The sequence below is a fragment of the Celeribacter indicus genome (assembly GCF_000819565.1).
GTDB lineage: Bacteria > Pseudomonadota > Alphaproteobacteria > Rhodobacterales > Rhodobacteraceae > Celeribacter > Celeribacter indicus.
The window spans coordinates 1,196,187-1,217,243 of sequence record NZ_CP004393.1; the positions used below are offsets into that span (position 1 = coordinate 1,196,187).

Here is a 21,057-nt window from a genome sequence, read left to right on the forward strand (position 1 = left end):
GGAGACAACCCTTGGGTAATGCACGCAATCTCGCCTTCTGGCTTGTGCTCCTGATGCTCGTGCTCGCACTGTTCCAGGTGCTCGGCGGCAATCAGGCGTCCATGTCGTCGGAAGTCGTTCCCTACTCCGAATTCATGTCGAAGGTCGACGAGGGAACGATCACCTCGGTCGATATCGACGGGGAGCGGGTCTACTATACGGGCGAGGACAACCGCCGCAAATATACCATCAATCCCGGCGACGAGAGGCTGGTCTCCGACCTTCTCGACAATGGCGTGACGGTGCGCGGCGAGCCGCAGGAGGAAAGCGGGTTGATGCCGATCATCATTTCCTTCCTTCCGTTTCTCCTGATCATCGCGGTCTGGATCTATTTCATGAACCGGATGCAGGGCGGCGGGAAGGGCGGGGCCATGGGCTTCGGCAAGTCCCGCGCCAAGCTGCTGACCGAAAAGCACGGCCGCGTGACCTTCGACGATGTCGCCGGGATCGACGAGGCCAAGGAGGAGCTCGAGGAAATCGTCGAATTCCTGCGCAACCCGCAGAAATTCTCCGCGCTCGGCGGCAAGATCCCCAAGGGTGCGCTGCTCGTCGGTCCTCCGGGGACCGGTAAGACGCTGCTCGCGCGGGCGATCGCGGGGGAGGCGGGCGTGCCCTTCTTCACCATTTCCGGTTCGGACTTCGTCGAGATGTTCGTCGGCGTCGGCGCGAGCCGCGTGCGCGACATGTTCGAACAGGCGAAGAAGAACGCGCCCTGCATCGTCTTCATCGACGAGATCGACGCGGTCGGCCGCTCCCGCGGTGTCGGCTATGGCGGCGGCAATGACGAGCGCGAACAGACGCTGAACCAGCTCCTTGTCGAGATGGACGGCTTCGAGGCCAATGAAGGCATCATCATCGTCGCCGCGACCAACCGTCCTGACGTTCTGGACCCGGCGCTTCTGCGTCCGGGCCGGTTCGACCGTCAGGTGCAGGTGCCCAATCCGGACATCAAGGGGCGCGAGAAGATCCTCGGCGTCCATGCCCGCAAGGTGCCGCTCGGGCCGAACGTGGACCTGCGCATCATCGCGCGCGGGACGCCCGGCTTCTCGGGCGCCGATCTCGCCAACCTGGTGAACGAGGCGGCACTGATGGCGGCCCGTGTCGGACGCCGGCAGGTGACGATGGAGGATTTCGAGAACGCCAAGGACAAGGTGATGATGGGCGCGGAACGCCGCTCCATGGTCATGACCGAGGACGAGAAGAAGCTTACCGCCTATCACGAGGCGGGCCATGCGATCGTCGGCCTCAACGTCCCGCAGCACGATCCGATCCACAAGGCGACGATCATCCCGCGCGGCCGTGCGCTCGGCCTCGTGCTGTCGCTGCCGGAGCGTGACCAGCTTTCCGTGAGCTACACGAAATACACCTCGAAGATCGCGATGGCGATGGGGGGACGTGTGGCCGAGGAGCTGACTTTCGGCAAGGAAAACATCACCTCCGGCGCCTCCTCCGACATCCAGCAGGCCTCCAAGATCGCGCGCGCCATGGTGACGCAATTCGGTTTCGCCGACGAACTCGGCTATGTCGATTACGCCAATGAACAGGACAGCTACCTTGGCTCCTACGGCGGCGGGACGAACCACAGCCAGGACACGCAGAAGCTGATCGACGAGAAGGTCAAGGCGATCATCGACGAGGGCTACGAGACCGCGCGGCGGATCCTGACCGAGAAACATCAGGATCTCGAGAACCTTGCACAGGGGCTTCTGGAATACGAAACTCTCACCGGGCTCGAGATCCAGAAGGTCATCAACGGCGAACCGCTGCGCCGGGGCGACGATGACGACAACTCCTCCTCGGATACCGGCACGCCTTCGGTGACGGCAATTCCGAAGACGCGCAAGAAGCCGAAGAGCGAGGGCGGGATGGAGCCCGAGCCGACGGTGTGATCATTCGGGGCCCTTTACAATCGGGTCGAAACCGCGCTCCATCGGGGCGCGGTTTTTCTTTGGACAGGAGGCGATCATGAGCGACTGGAACCCGGCGAGATATGCGGAATTCACGGATCTGCGGCTGCGCCCCGCGCTCGATCTTCTCGGCGCGGTGGGCGAGGTGCCCGCGGGCGGCATCGTGGATCTCGGATGCGGCGCGGGCGTGGTCGGACCCTTCCTTGCCGCCCGCTTTCCGGGGCGGGAGATCGTCGGCCTCGACAGTTCTCCGGCGATGCGCGAGCAGGCGCTCGAAACCGGCACCTATGCCGAGGTCGTGCTGGACGACATCGCGACCCATGATCTCGGCTCGGGGCTCGCGCTGATCTACGCCAATGCGGCGCTCCAGTGGGTGCCGGATCATCACGCGCTGCTGCCCCGGCTCGCGCAGGCGCTCGCCCCCGGCGGCTGGCTCGCGGTGCAGATGCCCTATCAGCACGATGCGCCCTCCCATGTGCTTGCCCGTGAGGCCGCGCACCGGCTCGCGCCCGAACGCTTCCCGGATACCGAGGCCGATCCCAATGTCCTGCCGCCGCGCGTCTGTTTCGGACTGCTGACCCCCTTCGGAGAGGCGCGCGTCTGGATGACGGAATACATGCAGCCGCTCGCCCCCGCGAAGGGGCATCCGGTCCGCCGCTTCACCCAGGCGACCTACCTGCGGCCCTATCTCGATCATTTCGAGGCGACCGGTCAGGCCGTGGCCTTTCTCGCCGCCTATGACAGCGCGCTCGGCGCGGCCTATCCGCTCGACGGGGCGGGACGGGCCTGGTTTCCCTTCCGGCGGCTTTTGCTCACCCTGCGCCGGTCCTGACGCTTTCCCCGCGCCCCCGCGCATGGTAAACGCCTCGCGAAAGGATCGCCCTCTTGACCAATACGTCCCGTTACACGCCCCCCTCCGAGATCGCCACCATGACCGATCTGCGCGCGCAGATCGACCGGCTCGACACGGAGATCGTCCGCCTTCTTGCGTTCCGGCAGGCGCATATCGACCGGGCGGCGGAGCTCAAGCCCGGCGAGGGCATGCCCGCCCGGATCGAGGCGCGGGTGCATGCGGTGCTCGACAATGTCGAGGCGAAGGCGCGGGAGGCGGGATTCGATCCCGCGCTCGCCCGTGGGATGTGGGCCGAGATGATCGAAGCCATGATCGCGCGCGAGGAAGCGGTGATCGGAACGGGAGAAGAGGAATGACGGCAACCCTGATCGACGGGACGGCCTTTGCCGCCACGGTGCGGGAAAAGGTCGCGGCGCATGTCGCGCGTCTGAAGGAGGTGCAGGGCGTCACCCCCGGCCTCGCCGTGGTTCTCGTCGGCGACGATCCGGCCTCGGAGGTCTATGTCCGCTCCAAGGGCAAGCAGACCGTCGGGGTCGGCATGAATTCCTACGAACACCGGCTGCCTGCCGAGACCTCGGAGACGGAATTGCTCGATCTCATCGCGCGGCTCAACGCGGACAAGGACGTGCACGGCATCCTCGTGCAGCTTCCGCTTCCGTCGCACCTGGACGAATCGCTCGTCATCAACGCGATCGACCCGGCGAAGGACGTGGACGGCTTTCACATTTCGAACGTCGGGCGTCTGGGGACGGGGCAGAAGGCCATGGTGCCCTGCACGCCGCTCGGTTGTCTCATGATGCTGCGCGATCAGCTCGGCAACCTGTCGGGTCTGAACGCCGTGGTGATCGGGCGTTCGAACATCGTCGGCAAGCCGATGGCGCAGCTCCTCCTGGGCGACAGCTGCACGGTGACCATCGCGCATTCGCGGACGAAGGATCTGCCGGATGTGGCGCGGCGCGCCGATATCCTCGTCGCCGCGGTGGGGCGGCCGAATTTCGTTCAGGGCGACTGGATCAAGCCGGGGGCGACGGTGATCGACGTGGGCATCAACCGCATTCCCGCCCCCGAGAAGGGCGAGGGGAAGACGCGGCTGGTGGGCGATGTCGATTTCGTCGCGGCGCGCGAGGTGGCCGGGGCGATCACGCCGGTTCCGGGCGGCGTCGGGCCGATGACCATCGCCTGCCTGCTCGCGAACACGCTCACCGCCTGTTGCCGCGCGCATGGCTTTGCCGAACCCGAAGGGCTGACAGCCTGAGCCGGGCTCAGCGCGGCATCGGGAACAGGAGCGGGTGCGGACCGGTCAGCACGACCTTGGCACCCTCCCCGAACAGGGCCGATATGGCCGGGTCCGAGGTCCAGAGCCCGCCCGTATAGGCGCCGAAGGCCGGCAGGATCAGCCGCCGGGCATCGAGTGCGAAACAGGCGCGCGCGACCGCGCGGCCCGACAGCGCGATCCGTGCCTTCGGGTGGTAATGCCCGGTGATCTCGCCCGCGGCCCCGGCCTCCGCGATATGGCGGAAGGTGAGGGGGCCGACCCCGACCTCGTCGCGATGGCTGCCGCCGAGTTCCACCGGTCCGGCGTCGTGATTTCCCTCGATCCAGATCCAGTCCCGCCCGGCCTGCATCGCGGCGAGGCTGAGCCGTGCCGGCTCCGCCAGCGCATCGGCGGCGGCGAGATCGTCGAAACTGTCGCCGAGGCAGATCACCGTTTTCGGCGCGTAATGGCCGATCACGTCCCCGAGGCGGCCCAGCGTCTCCGCCGTGTCATAGGGCGGCAGCATCGTGCCGCCGCGCCGTGCGATGCGCTCTGATTTCCCCAGGTGCAGGTCCGACACGCAGAGGAGCCGTCGCGCCGGCCACCACAGGGCGCCCGAGCCGCACAGGTGCAGGACTTCGCCCGCGAAGGAGATCGCGACCTGCCTCATGTGAGCCCCGCCACCTCGAGCGCCCGCGCGGCCTCCGCGGCCAGCAGGCGTTCCGTCGCGGCGCCCTCGATGGGCACGCGCCCGACCTCGAGAAAGAGCGGCGCGGCAAGCGGGCTCACGCGGTCGAGCCGGAGGAAATCGACCTCCTCGGTGCGCGCCAGCATCTCCTCGATCCGGCCGAAGTCGACAAGCCCCTTGAGTGCCTCCTCGCGGGTGATGTCGAGCATCAGGTGGTCGGGATCGTGTTTCGTCAGCACGTCATAGAGGATGTCCGAGGAGATCGTCGTCTGGCGCCCGGATTTGCGCAGCCCCGGCAGGTTCCGCTCGATCAGCCCCGCGATGGTCGCGGAGGCCTTGAAGGTGCGTTTCATCACCGCGTTGCCCGAGAGCCAGCGGTCGAACCCCTCCGCGAGCGCCCGCGCATCGAGGAGCGGCGCGGGATCCTCGACCCGGTCGAGCCCCCAGATGAGGAGGGCGTAATCGGTGGAGACGAAGCCCATCGGCGCAAGCCCTTCCTCCTCCATCCGCTTCGTGAGCATGAGGCCGAGCGTCTGCATCGCGTTGCGTCCGGCAAAGCCGTAGACGCAGAGATGCTCGCGCCGGTCATGGGGAAAGCTCTCGATCAGCAGGCGATGGCGCGCGGGCAGGCGCGAGACCTCCGCCTGGAGCCTGAGCCAGTCGGCGGTGTGAGTAGGCAGGCGGGAGAAATCGCGCACCTCGAACATGTCGAGGATGCGGTGCGAGAGCTGCGTCGAGGTGGCGAATTTCGTGCCCATGAAGGTGGCGATCTTCGGCTTGTCCGCGGGGTTGCGGGTCACCTCGACCACCATCTCGCGCAGGCCCTCGTAGCGCACGACCTCGCCGCCCATCAGGAAGGTATCGCCGGGCGTGAGGGTGGAGGCGAAGCCTTCCTCGATCTCGCCGAGCGGCGCCCCGACCGCGCGGCCACGGCTCCTGAGCCTGACCTTGAGCTTGTCCGTCTCCATGATCGTGCCGAGGTTCATGCGGATGCGCTGGCTCGCGCGCGGATCGCGGAGCTGGTAGTTTTCCGGTGCGGTCTCCTTCAGCCGCTTCCACTGGTCGTAGGCGCGCAGCGCATAGCCGCCCGTGGCCACGAAATCGAGGCAGCGGTCGAATTCGGCGCGGGTGAGACCGGCATAGGGGCCAGCGGTGCGGATCTCGCTGTAGAGTTCGCCCGCGGTGAACGGTCCGGCGCAGGCGCGGATCAGGATATGCTGGCACAGCACGTCGCGCGGTCCCCTCGGCTGCGCTTCGCCGTCGAGTTCGCCCGCGCGCATGGCGTCGAGCGCGGCGACGCATTCGATCACCTCGAAGCGGTTGGCGGGGACGAGCCGGGCCTTGGAGGGGGCGTTGTAGCGGTGGTTCGCGCGGCCGATCCGCTGCACCAGGCGCTTGACGTTCTTCGGGGCGCCGACCTGGATCACCAGGTCCACATCGCCCCAGTCGATGCCGAGATCGAGCGAGCCCGTCGCGACCACCGCGCGCAGCCTTCCCTCCGTCATCGCGGCCTCGACCTTCTCGCGCTGTTCGCGGGCGAGCGCGCCGTGGTGGATGCCGACCGGCAGGCCGTCCTCATTGGCAAGCCAGAGATTATGAAAGAAAATCTCAGCCTGTGCGCGGGTGTTGTGGAAGATGAGCGTGGTTCTGTGGCGCTTCACCTCCTCGAGGATGGCGGGGATCGCGTATTTCGCACCGCCGCCGGACCATGGCGGCAGCTCCTCGGTCTCGAGCATCGCGATGTCGGGGGGCGGGCCGGGGTCGGCGCGGACGATCCGGGCGGGCGCAGGATGGGGGGCGAGGTAGCGGCCCATGGCGGGCACGTCCTCCACGGTCGCCGAGAGGCCGACGCGGCGCAGGCCGGGGCAGAGGGCTTCGAGCCGGGAGAGTGCGAGCATGAGTTGATCGCCGCGCTTGTTTTCGGCGAGCGCGTGGATCTCGTCCACGATGACGCGGGACAAGCCTCTGAAAATACGGTTTGAATCCGGGTAGCTGACGAGCAGGGCGAGGCTTTCGGGCGTGGTCAGCAGAATATGCGGCGGATCGGCGCGCTGGCGGCGTTTCACCCCGGCTTTCGTGTCGCCGGTGCGGTCCTCCACCCGGATCGGCAGGCCCATCTCCCCGATCGGGGTCATGAGGTTGCGGCGGATGTCATTCGCAAGCGCCTTCAGCGGGGAGATGTAGAGAGTGTGCAAACCCTGATGCGTTCCCCCGGCGAGTTCGGCCAGAGATGGCAGGAATCCTGCAAGTGTCTTGCCGCCGCCGGTGGGCGCGACGAGGAGCAGGGCCTTCTCGTCGCGTGCCGAAAACATCTCTGCCTGATGCGGATGGACCTCCCAGCCGCGGGTGGCGAACCAGTCGTCGAAAAGGGGAGGGAGGGGACTCATGCGGCACAGTATAGAGCGCGGCCGCAGGAGAACAAAGGGCGAAAATCCGGCCGATATCCGGGGTTGGATTTGCGTCGGACTTCCGTCGGGCAGGCGACCGGCCCGGATCAGTGGGCGAAATCGCTCTGCTCGACGAACATGTTGGCCCAGGCGCGGTCGATGAGGTCGGGGGTCATGCGGTAGGGAATGCCCTCGAAATCGCAGATCGACATCATCTGGTCGATCAGGAAGACCGGCTGATAATTCGCGAACGCATTGCCGATGGTCGGATACTTCCTTTTCAGCAGGTGCACGAGCGTGGCCTCGTCGAGCGGCATCCCCTTCTTGCGCGCGACCCTGGCGAAGATCTTGAGAAAGCCCTCCTGGTCCGGCCCGTCGATCCTGATCTTGTAGAAGATCCGGCGCAGCGCGGCCTGGTCGAAGATCTGGTTGGGGTGGAAGTTGGTCGAGAAGATCACCAGCGTGTCGAAGGGCACCTCGAACTTCTCGCCGGATTGCAGGGCGAGGATGTCCTTGCTCTCCTCGAGCGGCACGATCCAGCGGTTGACGAGCTTTTGCGGCGGCTCCGCCTGGCGGCCGAGGTCGTCGACGATGAAGATCCCGCCGGTGGACTTGAGTTGCAGCGGCGCCTGATAGGTGCGGGCGGTCGGGTTGTAGACGAGGTCGAGCATGTCGAGCGACAGCTCCCCGCCGGTGACCACGGAGGGCCGTTCGCAGCGGACATAGCGGCGGTCGAAGCGGTTCGCGGTCTTCCGCAGCGCGGTTGCATCGTCCTCCGCCTCCTCGCGCCGCACATGCATGAGCGGATCGTAGACGGTGATGACCGAGCCGTTGTATTCGATCGCGCGGGGCACGTAGATGAGATCCCCGAGCGCGTCGCGGATGCCGTTGGAGATGGAGGATTTGCCGTTGCCCGGCGGGCCGTACATCAGGATGGAGCGGCCGGCGCCGACGGCGGGGCCGATCTGGTCGAGCAGCGCGGGCGGCAGGATGAGATGGCCCATGGCGCGCAGGAGCGCCTCGCGCGTGATCTTCATGTTGCGCACGGACTGGCGCCGGACCTGTTCGGCATAGCGTTCGAGCGGAACGGGCATGGCGCCGTAATATTCCGATTGCGAAAGCGCATCGAGGGCGCGCGCCTTGCCGGTGTCCGAGAGGCGGAAGCCCATTTCCGAGCCGGCCCCGGCATGCAGGGTGCCGGTCGCCTCGATCAGCCCCTGTTCGCGGGCGCGGTCCACGAGATCCTGCGTGCAGGCGACCGGGAGGCAGAGCACCTCAGACAGGCGGGAGACCTGTTCGTGATGGGTGCGGAACATCGTCTTGAGGAGGATGTCGCGCATCATCACCGGTGACAGCCCCGTCTCTTCGATCCGGCGGGGGACGGGCGGGGCGGTGACGTTCGGGATCACTGGCATGTTCATGGCGGTTCCGATCCTTGCGCTTCTGCGGCGAAATGGGACGTATCCCGCGCCAGGAGGCACGATTTTCATGGTCAGAATGTGGCGAAGCTTTGCATTGTTCGGGATATCGCCATAGATTTGCGAAAAATCGAACGGGCGCACGGGCATGAGCAGAATTTCTCCCGGCCGCTACGCGGTCTTTCTGGCGGTTTCCATCCTGGTCTTCGGCGCGGCGGGGCTCGCCAAGGGCGGGCTCTATATCGGGCGGCACGAGGGCGACACGGCGCATATGATCGAGATCGTGCTGCGGATGCTCGACGGGCAGGTGCCGCATCTCGATTTCTCCACGCCCATCGGGATCTTTGCCTTCCTGCCGGTGGTGGCGGTCGCGAAAGCCGGGCTGGGCCTCGGCCAGGCCTTTGTCGCCGGGCAGATCGTCGTCGCGGTGCTGCTCGCGCCCGCGATCTGGCGGGTCGGGATCTCGCGACTCACGGGGATCGCGGCCTGGGGCTACGGGCTCGTGTCGGTGGCGATGATCCTCGCGCTGGTGCATGGCGAGGACGTGGCCGCGCTGTCGGTGTCGATGTATTACAACCGCTGGGCCTGGGCGGCGGCCTTTGCGGCGATCCTGCTCTCGCTGCTGCCGGCCGATCCGCGGCGCGAGGCGCCGGGGCTCGACGGGGTGTTCACGGGTGCGCTGCTTGCGGTGCTGGCGCTGGTCAAGCCGACCTTCTTCGTCGCCTTCGTGCTGCCGGTCGCGCTCGGCTTCATCCTGCGCGGGGCGTGGCGCAGCCTTGCGGCCGGGATCGTGACGGGGCTGGTGATCGCGGCGGCGATGGTGGCGCTTTACGGCGTCGATTTCTTCCCGGCCTATATCGCCGATCTCCTGTCGGTGACGCGGTCGGAGACGCGGGCGGCGCCCGGTGTGCCCTTCATGGAGATCCTGAACGGGCCGCGTTTCCTGATCGGGACGGTGGCGCTGCTGCTGTCGGTGATCGTGCTGCGCCAGTCGGGGCAGGGGCGGTCGGGTCTGCTCCTGCTGCTGTTCGCGCCGGGCTTTCTGTATGTCACCTACCAGAATTTCGGCAATGATCCGAAATGGCTGATGCTCCTCGCCGTCCTGCTGCTGGCGCATCGTCCGCCGCGGGGGATGCGGGTGCTGTTCAACGCGGATGCGCGAAATGCCTCCGCCGCGCTGGCGCTGGTGGCCTTCGCACTCGTCGCGCCGTCCTTCCAGAACATCGTGACGAGCCCCTTCCGGCACCTCGCGGAGGATACGGAAGGCTATGGCCTGCAATTCCCCGAGCGGGCGGAGACCTATGACATCTTCGTGCGGGTGCAGCGCACGCAGATGGTGCTCGCGCGCGAGGCGCTCGTCGACCGTTACGCACAGCTTGCGCCCTATGTGACCGAGGACGCGCTGTTCGAGCCGGTCACCTTCCTTGGCGAGCGGCTGCCGCGCTGTACGCTCGATTCCGGGGACGGGGCGATGCACCGCTACATGGCCGACCGGCTGAAGGAGGTGCCGTTCAACTATCCGCCGGAGGCGCAGTTCTTCGTCGCCGATATCGCCTCCGCGATCTGGATTCTCGGGGATTTCGCCCCGCTCGAGGGCGGGGCGCCGTGGTATTATTCGGGGGCGCCGGGGGTCGGCCATGCGGATGCGATCATCGTGCCGACCTGTCCGATCGCCCCGGAGGTGCAGCGCAATGCGCTCGCGGCGATCGAGGCGGCGGGGCTGACCCTGCGCCCGCCGCTGCGCGACGAGATGATGCTGGTCTATCCGGTGGTGAAGTGAGCCGCGCGGGTCAGAGCACGATGGCGAGGGCGAGGTAGCTCACCATCGTGCCGGCGAGTGCGAGGCCCATGGGGAATTTGTGGTGGTCCCAGGAGACCCAGTCGGGCGCCGCGCGGCGTATGGCGGGGAGGGCGCGCAGGGCGCGATGGGCGGCGAAGGCGCCGAGCAGGAAGACCGCGAAGAGCGTGAGCACGGCGGTGGCATCGGCCAGCGGGATGAAGAGGGACATGGCGGCGGCGAACTTGCCGTCGCCCGCGCCGACGCCGAGAAAGGCGAAGGCGAGCATGCCGAGGAGATACATCACGACGCCGTGGGAAAAGCCCCAGAGATACTGGTCGAACGGCAGGAGGAACGGACCCATCGCGACATAGACGAGCGCGAGCGCGATCACGAGCGGGTTCGGCAGCTTCATCCGTTTCAGGTCGTTGAAGGCGGCGAGGAAGGAGACGAGCGCCACGGGCAGCAGGAACCAGGTCGCGGCGACCGGAGGGAGGGAGAGCATGGCGCGCTTCAGCCGTTGGACACGTTGGTCTCGAGGGCGCGCAGGCTGCGCACCGCCGCCTCGAAATGCTGCGGATGGGTGTCGATGGCTTCCCGGATGAGGCCCTTGCCGATGGAGACGTCGCCCGCCTTCACCGCGGCGAGGCCGAGCGTGTAGAGGAGCTGGGCACGTTCGGTCTGGGTCATGTCCATGACCGGGAGGTCGTATTTGCCCTGCGCGCCGCGGGCGAGCACGAGGTTGTTCTTGGCGGTGAACAGGCCGGGATCGTAGGTGACCGCCTGGGCGAAGAGCTTTTCGGCGCCGGCATATTCGCCGCGGGTGAGTTTCGAATAGCCCCAGTTGTTCAGGACGCCCGCGGGCCGGGTCGTCAGCCCGGCGGCGGTCTGGTAGAAGCTGTCCGCCTTCCGCCAGTCCTGGTGGCTGTCGGCAACCATCGCCTCAAGCCGGTAGCGCTTGTAGGTCTCGTGGGTGGGCGGGACGCTGTCGAGCTGGGCCTCGGCGGCTTTCCAGTCGCCGGTGCGGATCAGCGCGTCGGCATAGTCCACGCGGTCGTCCATCCCGGCGTCCTTGTGGGCGACCACCTTTTCCCAGGCGGCGGCCGCGGCGTCGGGCTGGTTGGCGCGGAGCAGGGATTTCGCGAGGCCGCGCTGGAGGTCGAGGCGGTCGGGGTTCTCGTTCGTGGCGCGCAGGAAATAGGAGACGGATTCGTTCGGATCGGCGGCGTTGAGCATGATGTCGGAAAGCCCCGTGCCGTCGATCGCGTTCACCGAGGTATCGGCGCGGCGCACATCCCCGCCAAAGGGTTTCTGACAGGCCGAAAGGGCCAGTGTGCCCGCGAGCGCGAGCGTGATCATGGAAATATTGCGCATGGCGCCTGCCACCTCTTCGTCTGCCCCTTGTCGCCCCCGGCGGTTTCGTCGGACCGGCCCGTTTCCCGGATCTCTGGTCCACCGCTCTGTCTTCAGCGCGCGAGAAGGAGATACTCCCCCGACCCGCGACGCACCAAGGCGAAATCGCTCTCGTTTTCCTCAATATATCCGGGATTTTCGAGTTTTGCGAGCGCCATGCGCAGATTGTCCCGGATCTCGGCAGATCGGCCACTATCGAGCGCATAGGCGGTGCGGAAGACCCGTTCGGCCTCGCCGTATTTGCCGGTTTCCATCAGCACCACGCCGAGGTTGTTCCAGGCGGGGACGAAGCTGTCGTCCATCTCGATCGCGCGGCGCAGGTCGGTTTCGGCCTGGCCGAGGCGCCCGAGCCGCAGTTTCGCGGAGCCGATGGCGGAAAGGGTATCGACATTGATCCCCTGACGGGCGGCGGCGCGGTAATAGGCATCGAGCGCGAGCTCGTATTCCCCGGCGGCCATGAGGCGGTGTCCGACGGTGAGCCCGTCGACGGACGTCCCGCGCCGGTCCACGCCCGGCGGTGCATTGCCCGCCTCCCGCAGCGGGCGCAGCGCGCCGGTGTCGCCACAGGCGGCCAGGAGGCTCGTCAGAAGGGCCGCAACAATGAGGCGGCAAAGGGGGCGCGGCATGGGGCCTGTCGTCTTCCTGTCTTTTTCCGACCGCCGATAGGGTGAACGGCGGAAAAGGCGGGCTAAAAATTGTTCTCGTTCAACATCACGTAAATATCGTAGACCGACGGGCCGATCAGGATGATGAGCAGCGGCGGCACGGTCAGCATCATTGTGGCAAGTGTCATCTTCGTAGGCAACTTGTTTGCGGTTTCCTCCGCGCGCATCACGCGCTTGTCGCGCATCTCGCCCGCGTAGATCCGCAGCGCATCCGCGATCGAGGTGCCGAACTGCTGCGACTGGATCAGCACGGTGACGAAGGAGGCGACATCCGGCACGCCGCAGCGTTCGGCCATGTCCTTGAGCACCACGGACTTGTCCTTGCCCGCCTTGATCTCGGAGGAGACGATCTCGAATTCGTCGGCAAGGGCCGGGAAGCCGGAGCGGATTTCCTTCGACACGCGGATGATCGCCTGATCGAGCGACTGGCCGGCCTCGACGCAGACGAGCATCAGGTCGAGCGCGTCGGGAAAACCGTTGACGATCTCCTCCCGGCGGCTTTCGAGGCGGCGGGTGATCCAGTATTTCGGAGCCATATAGCCGATGCAGGCCGGCAGGAGCACCGTCAGGACGAGGGATTTCGGCGTCATCTCGGCCTGGGACGACTTGAGCAGGGCGAGCAGGAGGCCGATGGCGAGCGCGCCGAGCCCCATGGTGAACTGCGCGAAATGGAACATCCGCACCGCGTTCTTGCCGCGGTAGCCGGCCTGGATCATCCGCAGTTGCGCGGCGGAATATTCCTCCTCGTCCTGGGGTTCGAGGAAGGCGGAATATTTCTCGAGCCGGGCGCCCTTGCTGTCCTGCGTGCGCAGTTTCGCGGATGTGTCCACCGCCCTCTTCGCCTGGGCGGTCCGGGTCTGGTCGCGCAGCCGGTCGAGCGGGTCGCGCTTTTTCTTCAGCACGGCCGGCAGGGCGATGAGGATGAGCACGGCGCCGAGCGTGCCGATGAGGATCAGCGGGCCGAAGGGGCCGAGCTGGTCGCCGAGAAGGGAGGTGAAGATGTCTTGCATGGTCGGTTTCCTGCCCTGTCAGACCTTGATGTTCACGAGGGCGCGCATGACGAAGATATTGGCGACGAGGAAGCCGGCGACGACGAGGCAGGCGGGGATGAAGGCGGGGGTGTCCTTCACGCGGTCGTAATAGTCGGGCTTCATCACGGAGATCAGGACGAGCGCGGCAAGCGGGAAGCCGGAGAGGAAGTTGCCGGACCATTTTGCCTCGGCGGTGATCGCCTTGACCCGGCGGAACAGCTTGAAGCGGGCGCGGATGACCTTCGACAGGCCCTCGAGCACCTCGGCGAGGTTGCCGCCCGATTGCTGCTGGATCGAGACGGCGACGGCGAGGAAGCGCAGGTCCTGCATGTCGAGCCGCTCGGCCATGTCCTTGAGCGCCTCGCCCACGTCGCGGCCATAGGCGCTTTCATCCGCGATGATGCCCATTTCCGTACCCAGCGGATCGGGGATCTCCCGCGAGACGATGGTGAGCGCGTTGGAGAAGGGGTGGCCCACCCGCAGCGAGCGGACCATGAGCTCGACCGCGTCGGGGAGCTGTTCCTCGATCAGCGCGAGCCGTTTCTTGGCCTTCGTCTGCACCCAGACATAGACCGCGCCGATCCCCATCGCGATCGAGATCACGATGCGCAGCGGGGCGGAGGTGGCGGTGCCGATCGACAGGCCGACGAAGGCGACCATGCCGAGCACGATCATGACGAGCACGAGCTGGAGCGGAGAGAAGGCGATATTCGCCTTCTGCGCCTTCTCGGCAAGGAGGGAATAGAGCGGGATCTGGCGCGAGCCGAGGTGCTGGCCCATTTCCTTGCGGAGCTGGTTGAGCACTTCCTCGCGGCTGCCCTTGCCCTTCTCGAGGAGTTCGTAGCGGCGGTTGACCCGCGAGTTGAGCGAGATCGACTTGCCGAAGACGGTGAGGTAGATGCCTTCGACGAGCAGCAGCACGGCGATGAAGACGACGCCGTAGATGACCGGTTCCATGGAGATGATCATGAGCGTGGGTCCTCAGCGCGGGTTGGTCGGTTCGAAGAGGGACGGCGGCAGGTCGTAGCCCCACATGCGGAAGCGTTCGGAGAAATGGCTGCGCACGCCGGTCGCGGTGAAATGGCCGATGATCCTGTTGTCCGGCGTGAGGCCGGTGCGCTGGAAGCGAAAGACCTCCTGCATGGAGATCACGTCGCCTTCCATGCCGGTGATCTCGGTGATCGAGACCATGCGGCGCGAGCCGTCCTGGAGGCGGCTGGCCTGCACGATGAGGTTGACGGCGGAGGCGATCTGCGAGCGCACGGCCTTGAGCGGCATCTCGATCCCGGCCATGGCGATCATGTTTTCCAGACGGGAGACGCCGTCGCGGGCGGAGTTGGCGTGGATCGTGGTCATCGAGCCGTCGTGGCCGGTGTTCATTGCCTGGAGCATGTCGATCACCTCCTCGCCGCGGGTCTCCCCCACGATGATGCGGTCGGGGCGCATCCTGAGCGCGTTGCGCAGGCAGTCGCGCTGGGTCACGGCGCCGCGGCCCTCGACGTTCGGCGGGCGGCTTTCCATCCGGCCGACATGGGTCTGCTGAAGCTGGAGTTCGGCCGTGTCCTCGATGGTGAGGATGCGTTCGTCATTGTCGATGAAGGAGGAGAGCGCGTTGAGCGTCGTGGTCTTGCCCGAGCCGGTCCCGCCGGAGACGATCACGTTGAGGCGGCAGGCGACGGCGGCCTGGAGGTAGGCCGCCATTTCCTCGGTGAAGGCGCCGAAGCGCACGAGGTCGTCGATGCCGAGCTTTTCCTTCTTGAACTTGCGGATGGAGACGAGCGAGCCGTCGACCGCGATGGGCGGCACCATGGCGTTGAAGCGCGAGCCGTCGGCGAGGCGGGCGTCGACATAGGGGTTGGATTCGTCGACGCGGCGGCCGACGGCGGAGACGATCTTGTCGATGATCCGCAGGAGGTGGCGCTCGTCCTTGAAGGTGACGTCGGACAGTTCGAGCTTGCCGCTGCGTTCGACGAAGATCTGCTGCGGGCCGTTGACGAGGATGTCGTTGATGCTGTCGTCCTTGAGCAGCGGTTCGAGCGGGCCGAGGCCCTTCACCTCGTCGTAGAGATCCTGGTTGAGCGTGATGCGCTCGTCGCGGTTGAGGACGATGCCCTGGTCGGCGAGGAATTCGGCGGTGATGTCGGAGATTTCGGCACGCAGCTCCTTTTCGGGTGCGGTCTCGAGCGCGGCGAGGTTCAGATCCTCGAGCAGGCGCTTGTGCATCTCGACCTTGATCTCGCCCAGCCGTTCCTTGCGCCGGCGTTCCTTGTCGACCGGCGCGGCCTGGCCCGGCCGGGCGGACTCGCGGCGCGCGATCCTGGGTTTCGGCGCCGGCTCGGGCGCCTCGTGGCGCGGTTCGGGTGCGGCGGGGCCGGGCCGGGCGGCGGTGGGCGCCTCGACGGGCTGTTTCGCGTCGGATTTCCTGTAGCGTGAGAACATCGGCGCCTCCCTTACTCGGCCGCTTCGAGCCGGTCGCTCTGGCGGGCGTGGATCGAGGCCGCGAGCTTCTGGATTTCCTTGCGCAGCGGGTTCTTCGCGGCCTCGATGGCAAGGGGCAGACCCTGGTCGCAGGCGTCGCGAACCGGGCGGCCGCCATCGGGAAACTGCACGTCGATCGCGATCTCGAGCGTCTCGGCCATCCGTTTCGTGCGGCCCTTCGCGGCGAGGTCCATGCCCTTCGGCGCGCGGTTCAGCAGGAAGCGCAGCTTCTCGAAGGGCAGTTCCTCGGCGCGCAGGGCGTTACGCAGGCGCAGGATGTTCTGGGCCGAGCGCAGGTCGAGCTCGAACGGGGCGAAGTAGAAATCCGCGGCGTTGAGCACGGTCTCGGTCCAGTTGACGAGGGTCGTCGGCATGTCGATCACGACATAGTCGAAATGCGCACGGGCGCGGTCGAGCAGGCGCGCGACCTCCTCGGGTTCGATGAAGTCGAGCGGCAGGATGTCGGGCGGCGCGGTCAGCACGGAGAGCCGGTCGTTGAAATTCATCAGCGCGCCGCGGAAGGCGTCGTCGTCCATCGTGTCGGTGGAGGAGAGGAGTTCGTAGACCGCTTCGCGGCGCGGCAGGTCGAGATAGGTGGAGACGGAGCCGAATTGCAGGTCGAGATCCATCAGCAGGACGCGCGGCTGCGGGTCCTTGCGCTCGATGCCGGCGAGTTCCCAGGCGAGGTTGACGGCGATGGTGGTCGCGCCCGCGCCGCCGGAGACCGACTGAACCGGCAGGACGATGCCATGGGCGCCGGGCTGGGCGGCGGGCAGGGGCGCGCGCGGGGCGGGGGCGGCGGACATGTCGACGAAATCGGCGGCGGCGGCCTTTCGCGGGGTGTCGAGCCGGGCGATCGCGTCCCGGAGCGCGCCCTCGGGGAGCGGGTAGGGGATGAAATCCTCGGCGCCGAGCTGGAGGAGCTGGTGGAGCGCCATGGGCGAGACCTCGTCGGCGACGAGGATCACCTTCACGCCCTGGGCCTTCGCCGCCTCGATCAGGTCGGCGACCATCGCCAGATGGTCCCCGTCGTCGTGGTCGAGCGCGATGGCCACGAATTTCAGCGCGCCGCTTTCCGGCTGGCGGAAGAACTGGCGGGCATCGGCAAAGGAGAGATCGCCCCAGGCTTCGCCCAGTTCGGTTTCCATATCCTCGATCAGCAGATCGAAATTCTGCACATCCCGGCTGACGGTGCAGGCCACCAGCGGGGCCGGATCGTCCTGCACCTGAGCTTCACTCGTCATTGCTCCCACGTGTCCTTTTTCCGAACGCCGGAGAGGGCAGGCGGCGCGGCGCCCCCGAAGGGAAAGGCCCGGTCCCGTCGTCCCCGGCGCGTAGATCCGACTCGTTGGTCGGACATACTGCTCCTGATGGGGACAGGATGCCGGGCAACTGGGGCAACAATGGGGCCGAAATCGCGTAATAATTCGCTGATGCGCGACGATCCCGGCCCGGAGCGCCTATTGGCCCTGGCTGATTTCCCGCGACCCGAAATCGACGAGGTCGGAGGGGGCGGTGGCGCTCTGGACATATTCGCGGTGGATGATCTCCGCATAGCGCGCATCCATCACCAGCGGCGCGGAGGAGACGAAGCCCGACACCTCCGTCACGGTGCGGCGGTTGCGCCGTTCCGGGTCCTGGGTCACGACGAGCGGCCGCGTTTCGCCATAGGAGACGAGCGCCTCGAGCCGCGAGCGGGAAATGCCGTTGCGCGCGAGCTCGGCCACGACCGCCTTGGCGCGCCGGAGGCCGAGGGCCTTGTTATAGGCGTTCGAGCCGACGAGATCGGTATGGCCGTAGACGCGGAAGCGGACTTCGGGGAATTGCGCCATGAACTGCGCCTGCTTGCGGATCGCGTCGCGGGCCGCGCCGTCGAGCACGTCGGAATTGAACCCGAAGGTCACGGTGGTCGGCACGGCGGCGGCGAATCTCTCGTTCAGGTCGATCACGTAATTGCGTTGTCCGGTCTGGACGAGCGTGTTGTTCATCGTGGCATTGCCGAACTGGCCGCCGTCGAGATAGCCGCCCGCCTGATCGGAGCAGGCGGACAGGCCGAGAAGGGCCGCGCCCGCGAGGGTGAGGGGGAGTGTGATCCGCATCGCGCTTACTCCATCACATAGCCGTAGGAGCCGGAGAAATCCTGCTTTGCCACTTCCGCGGCGCCGCCGGATTTCGGGCCGGACACCCCGCCGAAGGTCTTGCCGAAGAGGAAGAGATCGCTTTCGGAGGGGATCTTTACCCGGTCGGTCGGGAGTTGCAGCGCAAGCCCGTTGGTGGGCGTGACCAGATGCGGGGTGACGATGATCACGAGTTCGGACTGGCGGCGCGAATAGTCGGTGGAGCGGAACAGCGCGCCCAGCACGGGAATGTCCCCGAGCCAGGGCACCTGGCCCACGAGATCCTCGAAATCGTCCTGGAGAAGGCCGGCGATGGCGAAGCTTTCGCCGTCCCGCAGCTCCACCGTGGTGGAGGTCTCGCGACGCTTGAAGGAATTGAGCGTGAAGCCCTCGACGGAATAGTTGACCGTCGAGTCGATGCCGGAGACGGCGGCGCGCATCTCGAGGTTGACCTGGTTGCCGTTGATCACGCGCGGAATGAATTCCAGCTCCACGCCGAAGGGCTTGTAGTCGATCGTGACGCCGTCGTTGTCGCGGACCGGGATCGGGTATTCGCCGCCGGCGAGGAATTTCGCCTGCTGGCCCGAGAGCGCGGTGAGGTTCGGCTCCGCGAGGGTGCGCACGACGCCCTTTTCCTCCATCGCCTCGAGCATGATGGCAAGCTCGGTGCTGCCCATCGACGTGCCGATCTTGAACTGGCCGAGCGTGTCCGAGCGGGCCGGCACCGGGCCGGTGATCGGGTTGGACGAGCCCATGTAGGTGCCGGTGCGATAGCCGGTGAAATTGGTCGAATCGTTGCTGCCCGCGAGCGAGGCGGCGAGGTTCTTGGACACGGAGCGCGACATTTCGGCAAAGCGCACCTTCAGCATGACCTGCTGCGTGCCGCCGATGTTGAGCAGGTTCGACACCCGCCCCGGCGCGTAGCGTTCGGCAAGCTCCACCGCGCGGTCCATCATCGTGACCGAGGAGATGACGCCCGAGAGCACGATGCCGTCATTGGCGGTGCGCACCTCGATGCTTTCGTTCGGCATGATCTGGCGCAGGCGTTCCTTGAACTCGGTGATGTCGGGCGTCACCTGGATCTGCACATTGGTGATGAGCGAGCCGTCGGGCGCCAGAAGCGTCATCGTCGTGAGGCCGGGGCTGCGGCCGAGCACGTAGATCGAGCGGTCCGAGAGGGTGGAGATATCCGCGATTTCCGCGTTCGCCACCGAGATTTCCGCAAAGGGTTCGTCGCTTTCCACGACCACGGCGCGGCTCATCGGCACGTTGAGCACGCCTGAGGGCGAGCCGGTCATGACCCGCAGCTTTTCGGCCATCGCGCCCTCTGGCGCTGCGCCGATCACGGCACACCCGAGGAGGGCGGCCTTCATCAAATTCAGCACTTTCATGTGATCCTGCCTCTGTCGACCACGCCACAACACTCTGGACTCTTGCGGTCCATTTGGGCGGAGAGTGCGTCAAATTCCATTTTTTTGCAAGAATCAATCCGTTATGTGCCGCTGATAATGTGGATAAGGGCGCGCCTGCCTCAGTTCGTGGCGCAGGGGATCTGCGTCTCGATGATGTCGCCGCCCTTGCGCGTGCGCACGGTGCAGATGCGTTCGGCGGGCGCCTGGACGGTTTCGGGGGCCCGTTCGATGCCGAGGAGCGTGAGCTGGTCCACTTCCACGCCGCTGACGACGGTGTCGTCGTTGCGTCCGACGAGGGCGAGGGAGAGGCGGCCCGAGCTTTGCGCCGTCGCGAGGGCGGCGACCTGGGTGGGCGTGGCCTCCACCGTGACGGTGCGCGCAATGGTCGCAGCCGCGTGTTCGCTGTCGGAGGTCTGGTCGACCGCGACGAGGGGGATGGCGCTCTGGATCAGCTTCGTCGCCTCCGAATTGCTGCCCGGCGGGCGGCCGGTCCAGTAGACGTCGACGCGGTCGCCGGGGCGCAGCAGGCCCGAGACGCCGGTGGAGACGTCGACACGGATCGCGAAGGCGCGCATCCCCCGCGACAGGCGGGCGGCGACGCCGGCGGTCTCGCCCGGCAGGGTCACCTTTGCCGGGATCAGCGGTTCCATCGGCTCGATCGTGCGCAGGGCGAGGCGGGGGACATCCGGCCCCTCGGGGAAAAGCTCCTCCTCGGTGCGGAAGGGTTCTGCCGGCAGCGCCTCGACGGGCCAGCGGACCTTTTTGACCATGCCGGGGAGGATCGGCTGGCCGTAGGTGACCTGCGCCGTCGTGACGAAGATCTCCTCGGTCTGTACGGCGGTGGCCCGCATCGCCTTCTCGTGGTCGAGCTCGGCCTGGTAGGTGGACAGGTAGCCGCGGGTCATGTGCACGGCGAAGCCGGCAAGGGCGACCCCGACGACCAGGATCAATCCGAAAATTGCGCGCATGAAATATGTCCCTCTGCTGTCGGGCCGGACGCTTGCGCGACCCGGCGCCTTCCCCGGCATCCTCGCCGCCAAATGCGGCGATTTGGTGGTGCTGGGGCGGCGCCCCGGTGAATTTTTGCGTGCCCGGCGACAAAGCCGCGCGCGCAGGGCGGATGTTGACGGGTCCACGCCGGCCGGGGCGCCGCGTCAAAGGGAAAGCCGCACCTCCGGGGAGATGCGGCTTTCTGCAAGAGGTCGGTCCGGGGACCAGTTATTCGTCTTAGTAGTTCACGACCTGGCGGGTAGCGAGATCGCCGGAGATGTTCGAGCCCAGCGACTTGGTGCCGTTCGCGACGGTGCTCAGGACGACGATGCCGAGGCCCACGACGGCGGAGGTCAGCACGACCCAGTCGACGGTCACGGCGCCGTCTTCGTCACGGGAGAATTTGTTCGAGAGTTTGAAGAATTTCATGGTGTTCCCTCCAAGGATACAGTTCAGCTTCATTTCCTGTCTCGGCGCGTCGGGAGCGGTGGCTTTCCTTCTGGCCTGCCGGCTCCGTCGCGCTTTCGATGAGGCTATATGGCCGTCGAACTGGGGCGAGAGTTGGGCAGCATTGGTACGATTTTAGAAACGCGGTGTTTTTCAAAGGAAATTCATATAACATATTGA

At 66.5% G+C, this 21,057-nt stretch carries 19 protein-coding genes; 5 read left to right on the forward strand and 14 right to left on the reverse strand.

What is annotated here, in order from left to right:
* The first annotated feature begins 11 nt into the window (after positions 1-11).
* The 4 genes from ftsH (at position 12) to folD (ending at position 4,054) form a co-directional block, all read left to right on the forward strand.
* Positions 12-1,928, forward strand: coding sequence for an ATP-dependent zinc metalloprotease FtsH (ftsH, locus tag P73_RS06075; RefSeq protein ID WP_043868895.1), 1,917 nt, complete (start codon positions 12-14; stop codon positions 1,926-1,928).
* Between the two features lie 76 nt (positions 1,929-2,004).
* Positions 2,005-2,778: a methyltransferase domain-containing protein gene (locus tag P73_RS06080; protein WP_043868896.1), complete on the forward strand. Its 774-nt coding sequence runs from the start codon at positions 2,005-2,007 to the stop codon at positions 2,776-2,778.
* 53 nt (positions 2,779-2,831) lie between these two features.
* Positions 2,832-3,155 carry a chorismate mutase gene (locus P73_RS06085; RefSeq protein WP_338032897.1) on the forward strand — a complete coding sequence of 108 codons (324 nt, stop codon included), beginning with the start codon at positions 2,832-2,834 and terminating at the stop codon, positions 3,153-3,155.
* A complete protein-coding gene (folD, locus tag P73_RS06090; RefSeq protein WP_043868897.1) occupies positions 3,152-4,054 on the forward strand; it encodes a bifunctional methylenetetrahydrofolate dehydrogenase/methenyltetrahydrofolate cyclohydrolase FolD in 903 nt (300 codons plus the stop codon). Before P73_RS06085 ends, folD begins: the two co-directional genes overlap by 4 nt.
* 7 nt (positions 4,055-4,061) lie before the next feature.
* Here the strand turns inward: folD and pdeM are convergent, their stop codons facing one another.
* From pdeM to P73_RS06105, 3 genes are all read right to left on the reverse strand, one after another.
* Entirely contained in the window at positions 4,062-4,724 is a 663-nt protein-coding gene (pdeM, locus tag P73_RS06095; RefSeq protein ID WP_043868898.1) for a ligase-associated DNA damage response endonuclease PdeM, read from the reverse strand.
* Complete coding sequence (locus P73_RS06100; RefSeq protein ID WP_043868899.1) at positions 4,721-7,129, reverse strand: ligase-associated DNA damage response DEXH box helicase; 2,409 nt, start codon at positions 7,127-7,129, stop codon at positions 4,721-4,723. Before P73_RS06100 ends, pdeM begins: the two co-directional genes overlap by 4 nt.
* Before the next feature lie 107 nt (positions 7,130-7,236).
* Positions 7,237-8,550 carry a P-loop NTPase family protein gene (locus P73_RS06105; protein ID WP_043871438.1) on the reverse strand — a complete coding sequence of 438 codons (1,314 nt, stop codon included), beginning with the start codon at positions 8,548-8,550 and terminating at the stop codon, positions 7,237-7,239.
* 145 nt (positions 8,551-8,695) lie between these two features.
* On the opposite strand from P73_RS06105, the gene P73_RS06110 reads away from it, so the two are divergent.
* Complete coding sequence (locus P73_RS06110) at positions 8,696-10,327, forward strand: hypothetical protein (protein WP_043868900.1); 1,632 nt, start codon at positions 8,696-8,698, stop codon at positions 10,325-10,327.
* 10 nt (positions 10,328-10,337) lie between these two features.
* Here the strand turns inward: P73_RS06110 and P73_RS06115 are convergent, their stop codons facing one another.
* From P73_RS06115 to P73_RS06165, 11 genes are all read right to left on the reverse strand, one after another.
* Positions 10,338-10,829 (reverse strand): prepilin peptidase, encoded by a 492-nt coding sequence (locus P73_RS06115; protein WP_043868901.1) that lies wholly within the window; start codon positions 10,827-10,829, stop codon positions 10,338-10,340.
* An 8-nt stretch (positions 10,830-10,837) separates the two neighbouring features.
* Positions 10,838-11,698: a tetratricopeptide repeat protein gene (locus P73_RS06120; protein ID WP_043868902.1), complete on the reverse strand. Its 861-nt coding sequence runs from the start codon at positions 11,696-11,698 to the stop codon at positions 10,838-10,840.
* A 92-nt stretch (positions 11,699-11,790) separates the two neighbouring features.
* The gene (locus tag P73_RS06125; RefSeq protein WP_043868903.1) at positions 11,791-12,363 is read right to left on the reverse strand and encodes a tetratricopeptide repeat protein; all 573 of its coding nucleotides are present in this window, start codon (positions 12,361-12,363) and stop codon (positions 11,791-11,793) included.
* Positions 12,364-12,425: 62 nt separating this feature from the next.
* The gene (locus P73_RS06130) at positions 12,426-13,412 is read right to left on the reverse strand and encodes a type II secretion system F family protein (protein WP_043868904.1); all 987 of its coding nucleotides are present in this window, start codon (positions 13,410-13,412) and stop codon (positions 12,426-12,428) included.
* Between the two features lie 18 nt (positions 13,413-13,430).
* Positions 13,431-14,402, reverse strand: coding sequence for a type II secretion system F family protein (locus P73_RS06135; RefSeq protein WP_174446905.1), 972 nt, complete (start codon positions 14,400-14,402; stop codon positions 13,431-13,433).
* 12 nt (positions 14,403-14,414) lie between these two features.
* On the reverse strand, positions 14,415-15,872 hold the full coding sequence (locus P73_RS06140) for a TadA family conjugal transfer-associated ATPase (protein WP_043868905.1): 1,458 nt from the start codon (positions 15,870-15,872) through the stop codon (positions 14,415-14,417).
* 11 nt (positions 15,873-15,883) lie between these two features.
* The gene (locus tag P73_RS06145) at positions 15,884-17,155 is read right to left on the reverse strand and encodes a CpaE/TadZ family protein (RefSeq protein ID WP_043868906.1); all 1,272 of its coding nucleotides are present in this window, start codon (positions 17,153-17,155) and stop codon (positions 15,884-15,886) included.
* 216 nt (positions 17,156-17,371) lie between these two features.
* A complete protein-coding gene (locus tag P73_RS06150) occupies positions 17,372-18,010 on the reverse strand; it encodes an OmpA family protein (protein WP_043868907.1) in 639 nt (212 codons plus the stop codon).
* 5 nt (positions 18,011-18,015) lie between these two features.
* The gene (locus P73_RS06155) at positions 18,016-19,419 is read right to left on the reverse strand and encodes a type II and III secretion system protein family protein (RefSeq protein ID WP_043868908.1); all 1,404 of its coding nucleotides are present in this window, start codon (positions 19,417-19,419) and stop codon (positions 18,016-18,018) included.
* A gap of 140 nt (positions 19,420-19,559) precedes the next feature.
* The gene (gene cpaB / locus P73_RS06160; protein ID WP_043868909.1) at positions 19,560-20,408 is read right to left on the reverse strand and encodes a Flp pilus assembly protein CpaB; all 849 of its coding nucleotides are present in this window, start codon (positions 20,406-20,408) and stop codon (positions 19,560-19,562) included.
* Between the two features lie 259 nt (positions 20,409-20,667).
* Positions 20,668-20,859: a Flp family type IVb pilin gene (locus P73_RS06165; RefSeq protein ID WP_043871440.1), complete on the reverse strand. Its 192-nt coding sequence runs from the start codon at positions 20,857-20,859 to the stop codon at positions 20,668-20,670.
* Positions 20,860-21,057: the final 198 nt, after the last annotated feature.

Coding starts and splice junctions, on each gene's coding strand:
- P73_RS06110 (WP_043868900.1), top strand. CDS start 8,696: ATGAGCAGAATTTCTCCCGGCCGCTACGCGGTCTTTCTGGCGGTTTCC.
- P73_RS06125 (WP_043868903.1), bottom strand. CDS start 12,363: ATGCCGCGCCCCCTTTGCCGCCTCATTGTTGCGGCCCTTCTGACGAGC.
- P73_RS06120 (WP_043868902.1), bottom strand. CDS start 11,698: ATGCGCAATATTTCCATGATCACGCTCGCGCTCGCGGGCACACTGGCC.
- P73_RS06145 (WP_043868906.1), bottom strand. CDS start 17,155: ATGACGAGTGAAGCTCAGGTGCAGGACGATCCGGCCCCGCTGGTGGCC.
- P73_RS06140 (WP_043868905.1), bottom strand. CDS start 15,872: ATGTTCTCACGCTACAGGAAATCCGACGCGAAACAGCCCGTCGAGGCG.
- P73_RS06135 (WP_174446905.1), bottom strand. CDS start 14,402: ATGATCATCTCCATGGAACCGGTCATCTACGGCGTCGTCTTCATCGCC.
- P73_RS06130 (WP_043868904.1), bottom strand. CDS start 13,412: ATGCAAGACATCTTCACCTCCCTTCTCGGCGACCAGCTCGGCCCCTTC.
- cpaB (WP_043868909.1), bottom strand. CDS start 20,408: ATGCGCGCAATTTTCGGATTGATCCTGGTCGTCGGGGTCGCCCTTGCC.
- P73_RS06100 (WP_043868899.1), bottom strand. CDS start 7,129: ATGAGTCCCCTCCCTCCCCTTTTCGACGACTGGTTCGCCACCCGCGGC.
- P73_RS06155 (WP_043868908.1), bottom strand. CDS start 19,419: ATGAAAGTGCTGAATTTGATGAAGGCCGCCCTCCTCGGGTGTGCCGTG.
- P73_RS06150 (WP_043868907.1), bottom strand. CDS start 18,010: ATGCGGATCACACTCCCCCTCACCCTCGCGGGCGCGGCCCTTCTCGGC.
- P73_RS06105 (WP_043871438.1), bottom strand. CDS start 8,550: ATGAACATGCCAGTGATCCCGAACGTCACCGCCCCGCCCGTCCCCCGC.
- folD (WP_043868897.1), top strand. CDS start 3,152: ATGACGGCAACCCTGATCGACGGGACGGCCTTTGCCGCCACGGTGCGG.
- P73_RS06115 (WP_043868901.1), bottom strand. CDS start 10,829: ATGCTCTCCCTCCCTCCGGTCGCCGCGACCTGGTTCCTGCTGCCCGTG.
- pdeM (WP_043868898.1), bottom strand. CDS start 4,724: ATGAGGCAGGTCGCGATCTCCTTCGCGGGCGAAGTCCTGCACCTGTGC.
- P73_RS06080 (WP_043868896.1), top strand. CDS start 2,005: ATGAGCGACTGGAACCCGGCGAGATATGCGGAATTCACGGATCTGCGG.
- P73_RS06165 (WP_043871440.1), bottom strand. CDS start 20,859: ATGAAATTCTTCAAACTCTCGAACAAATTCTCCCGTGACGAAGACGGC.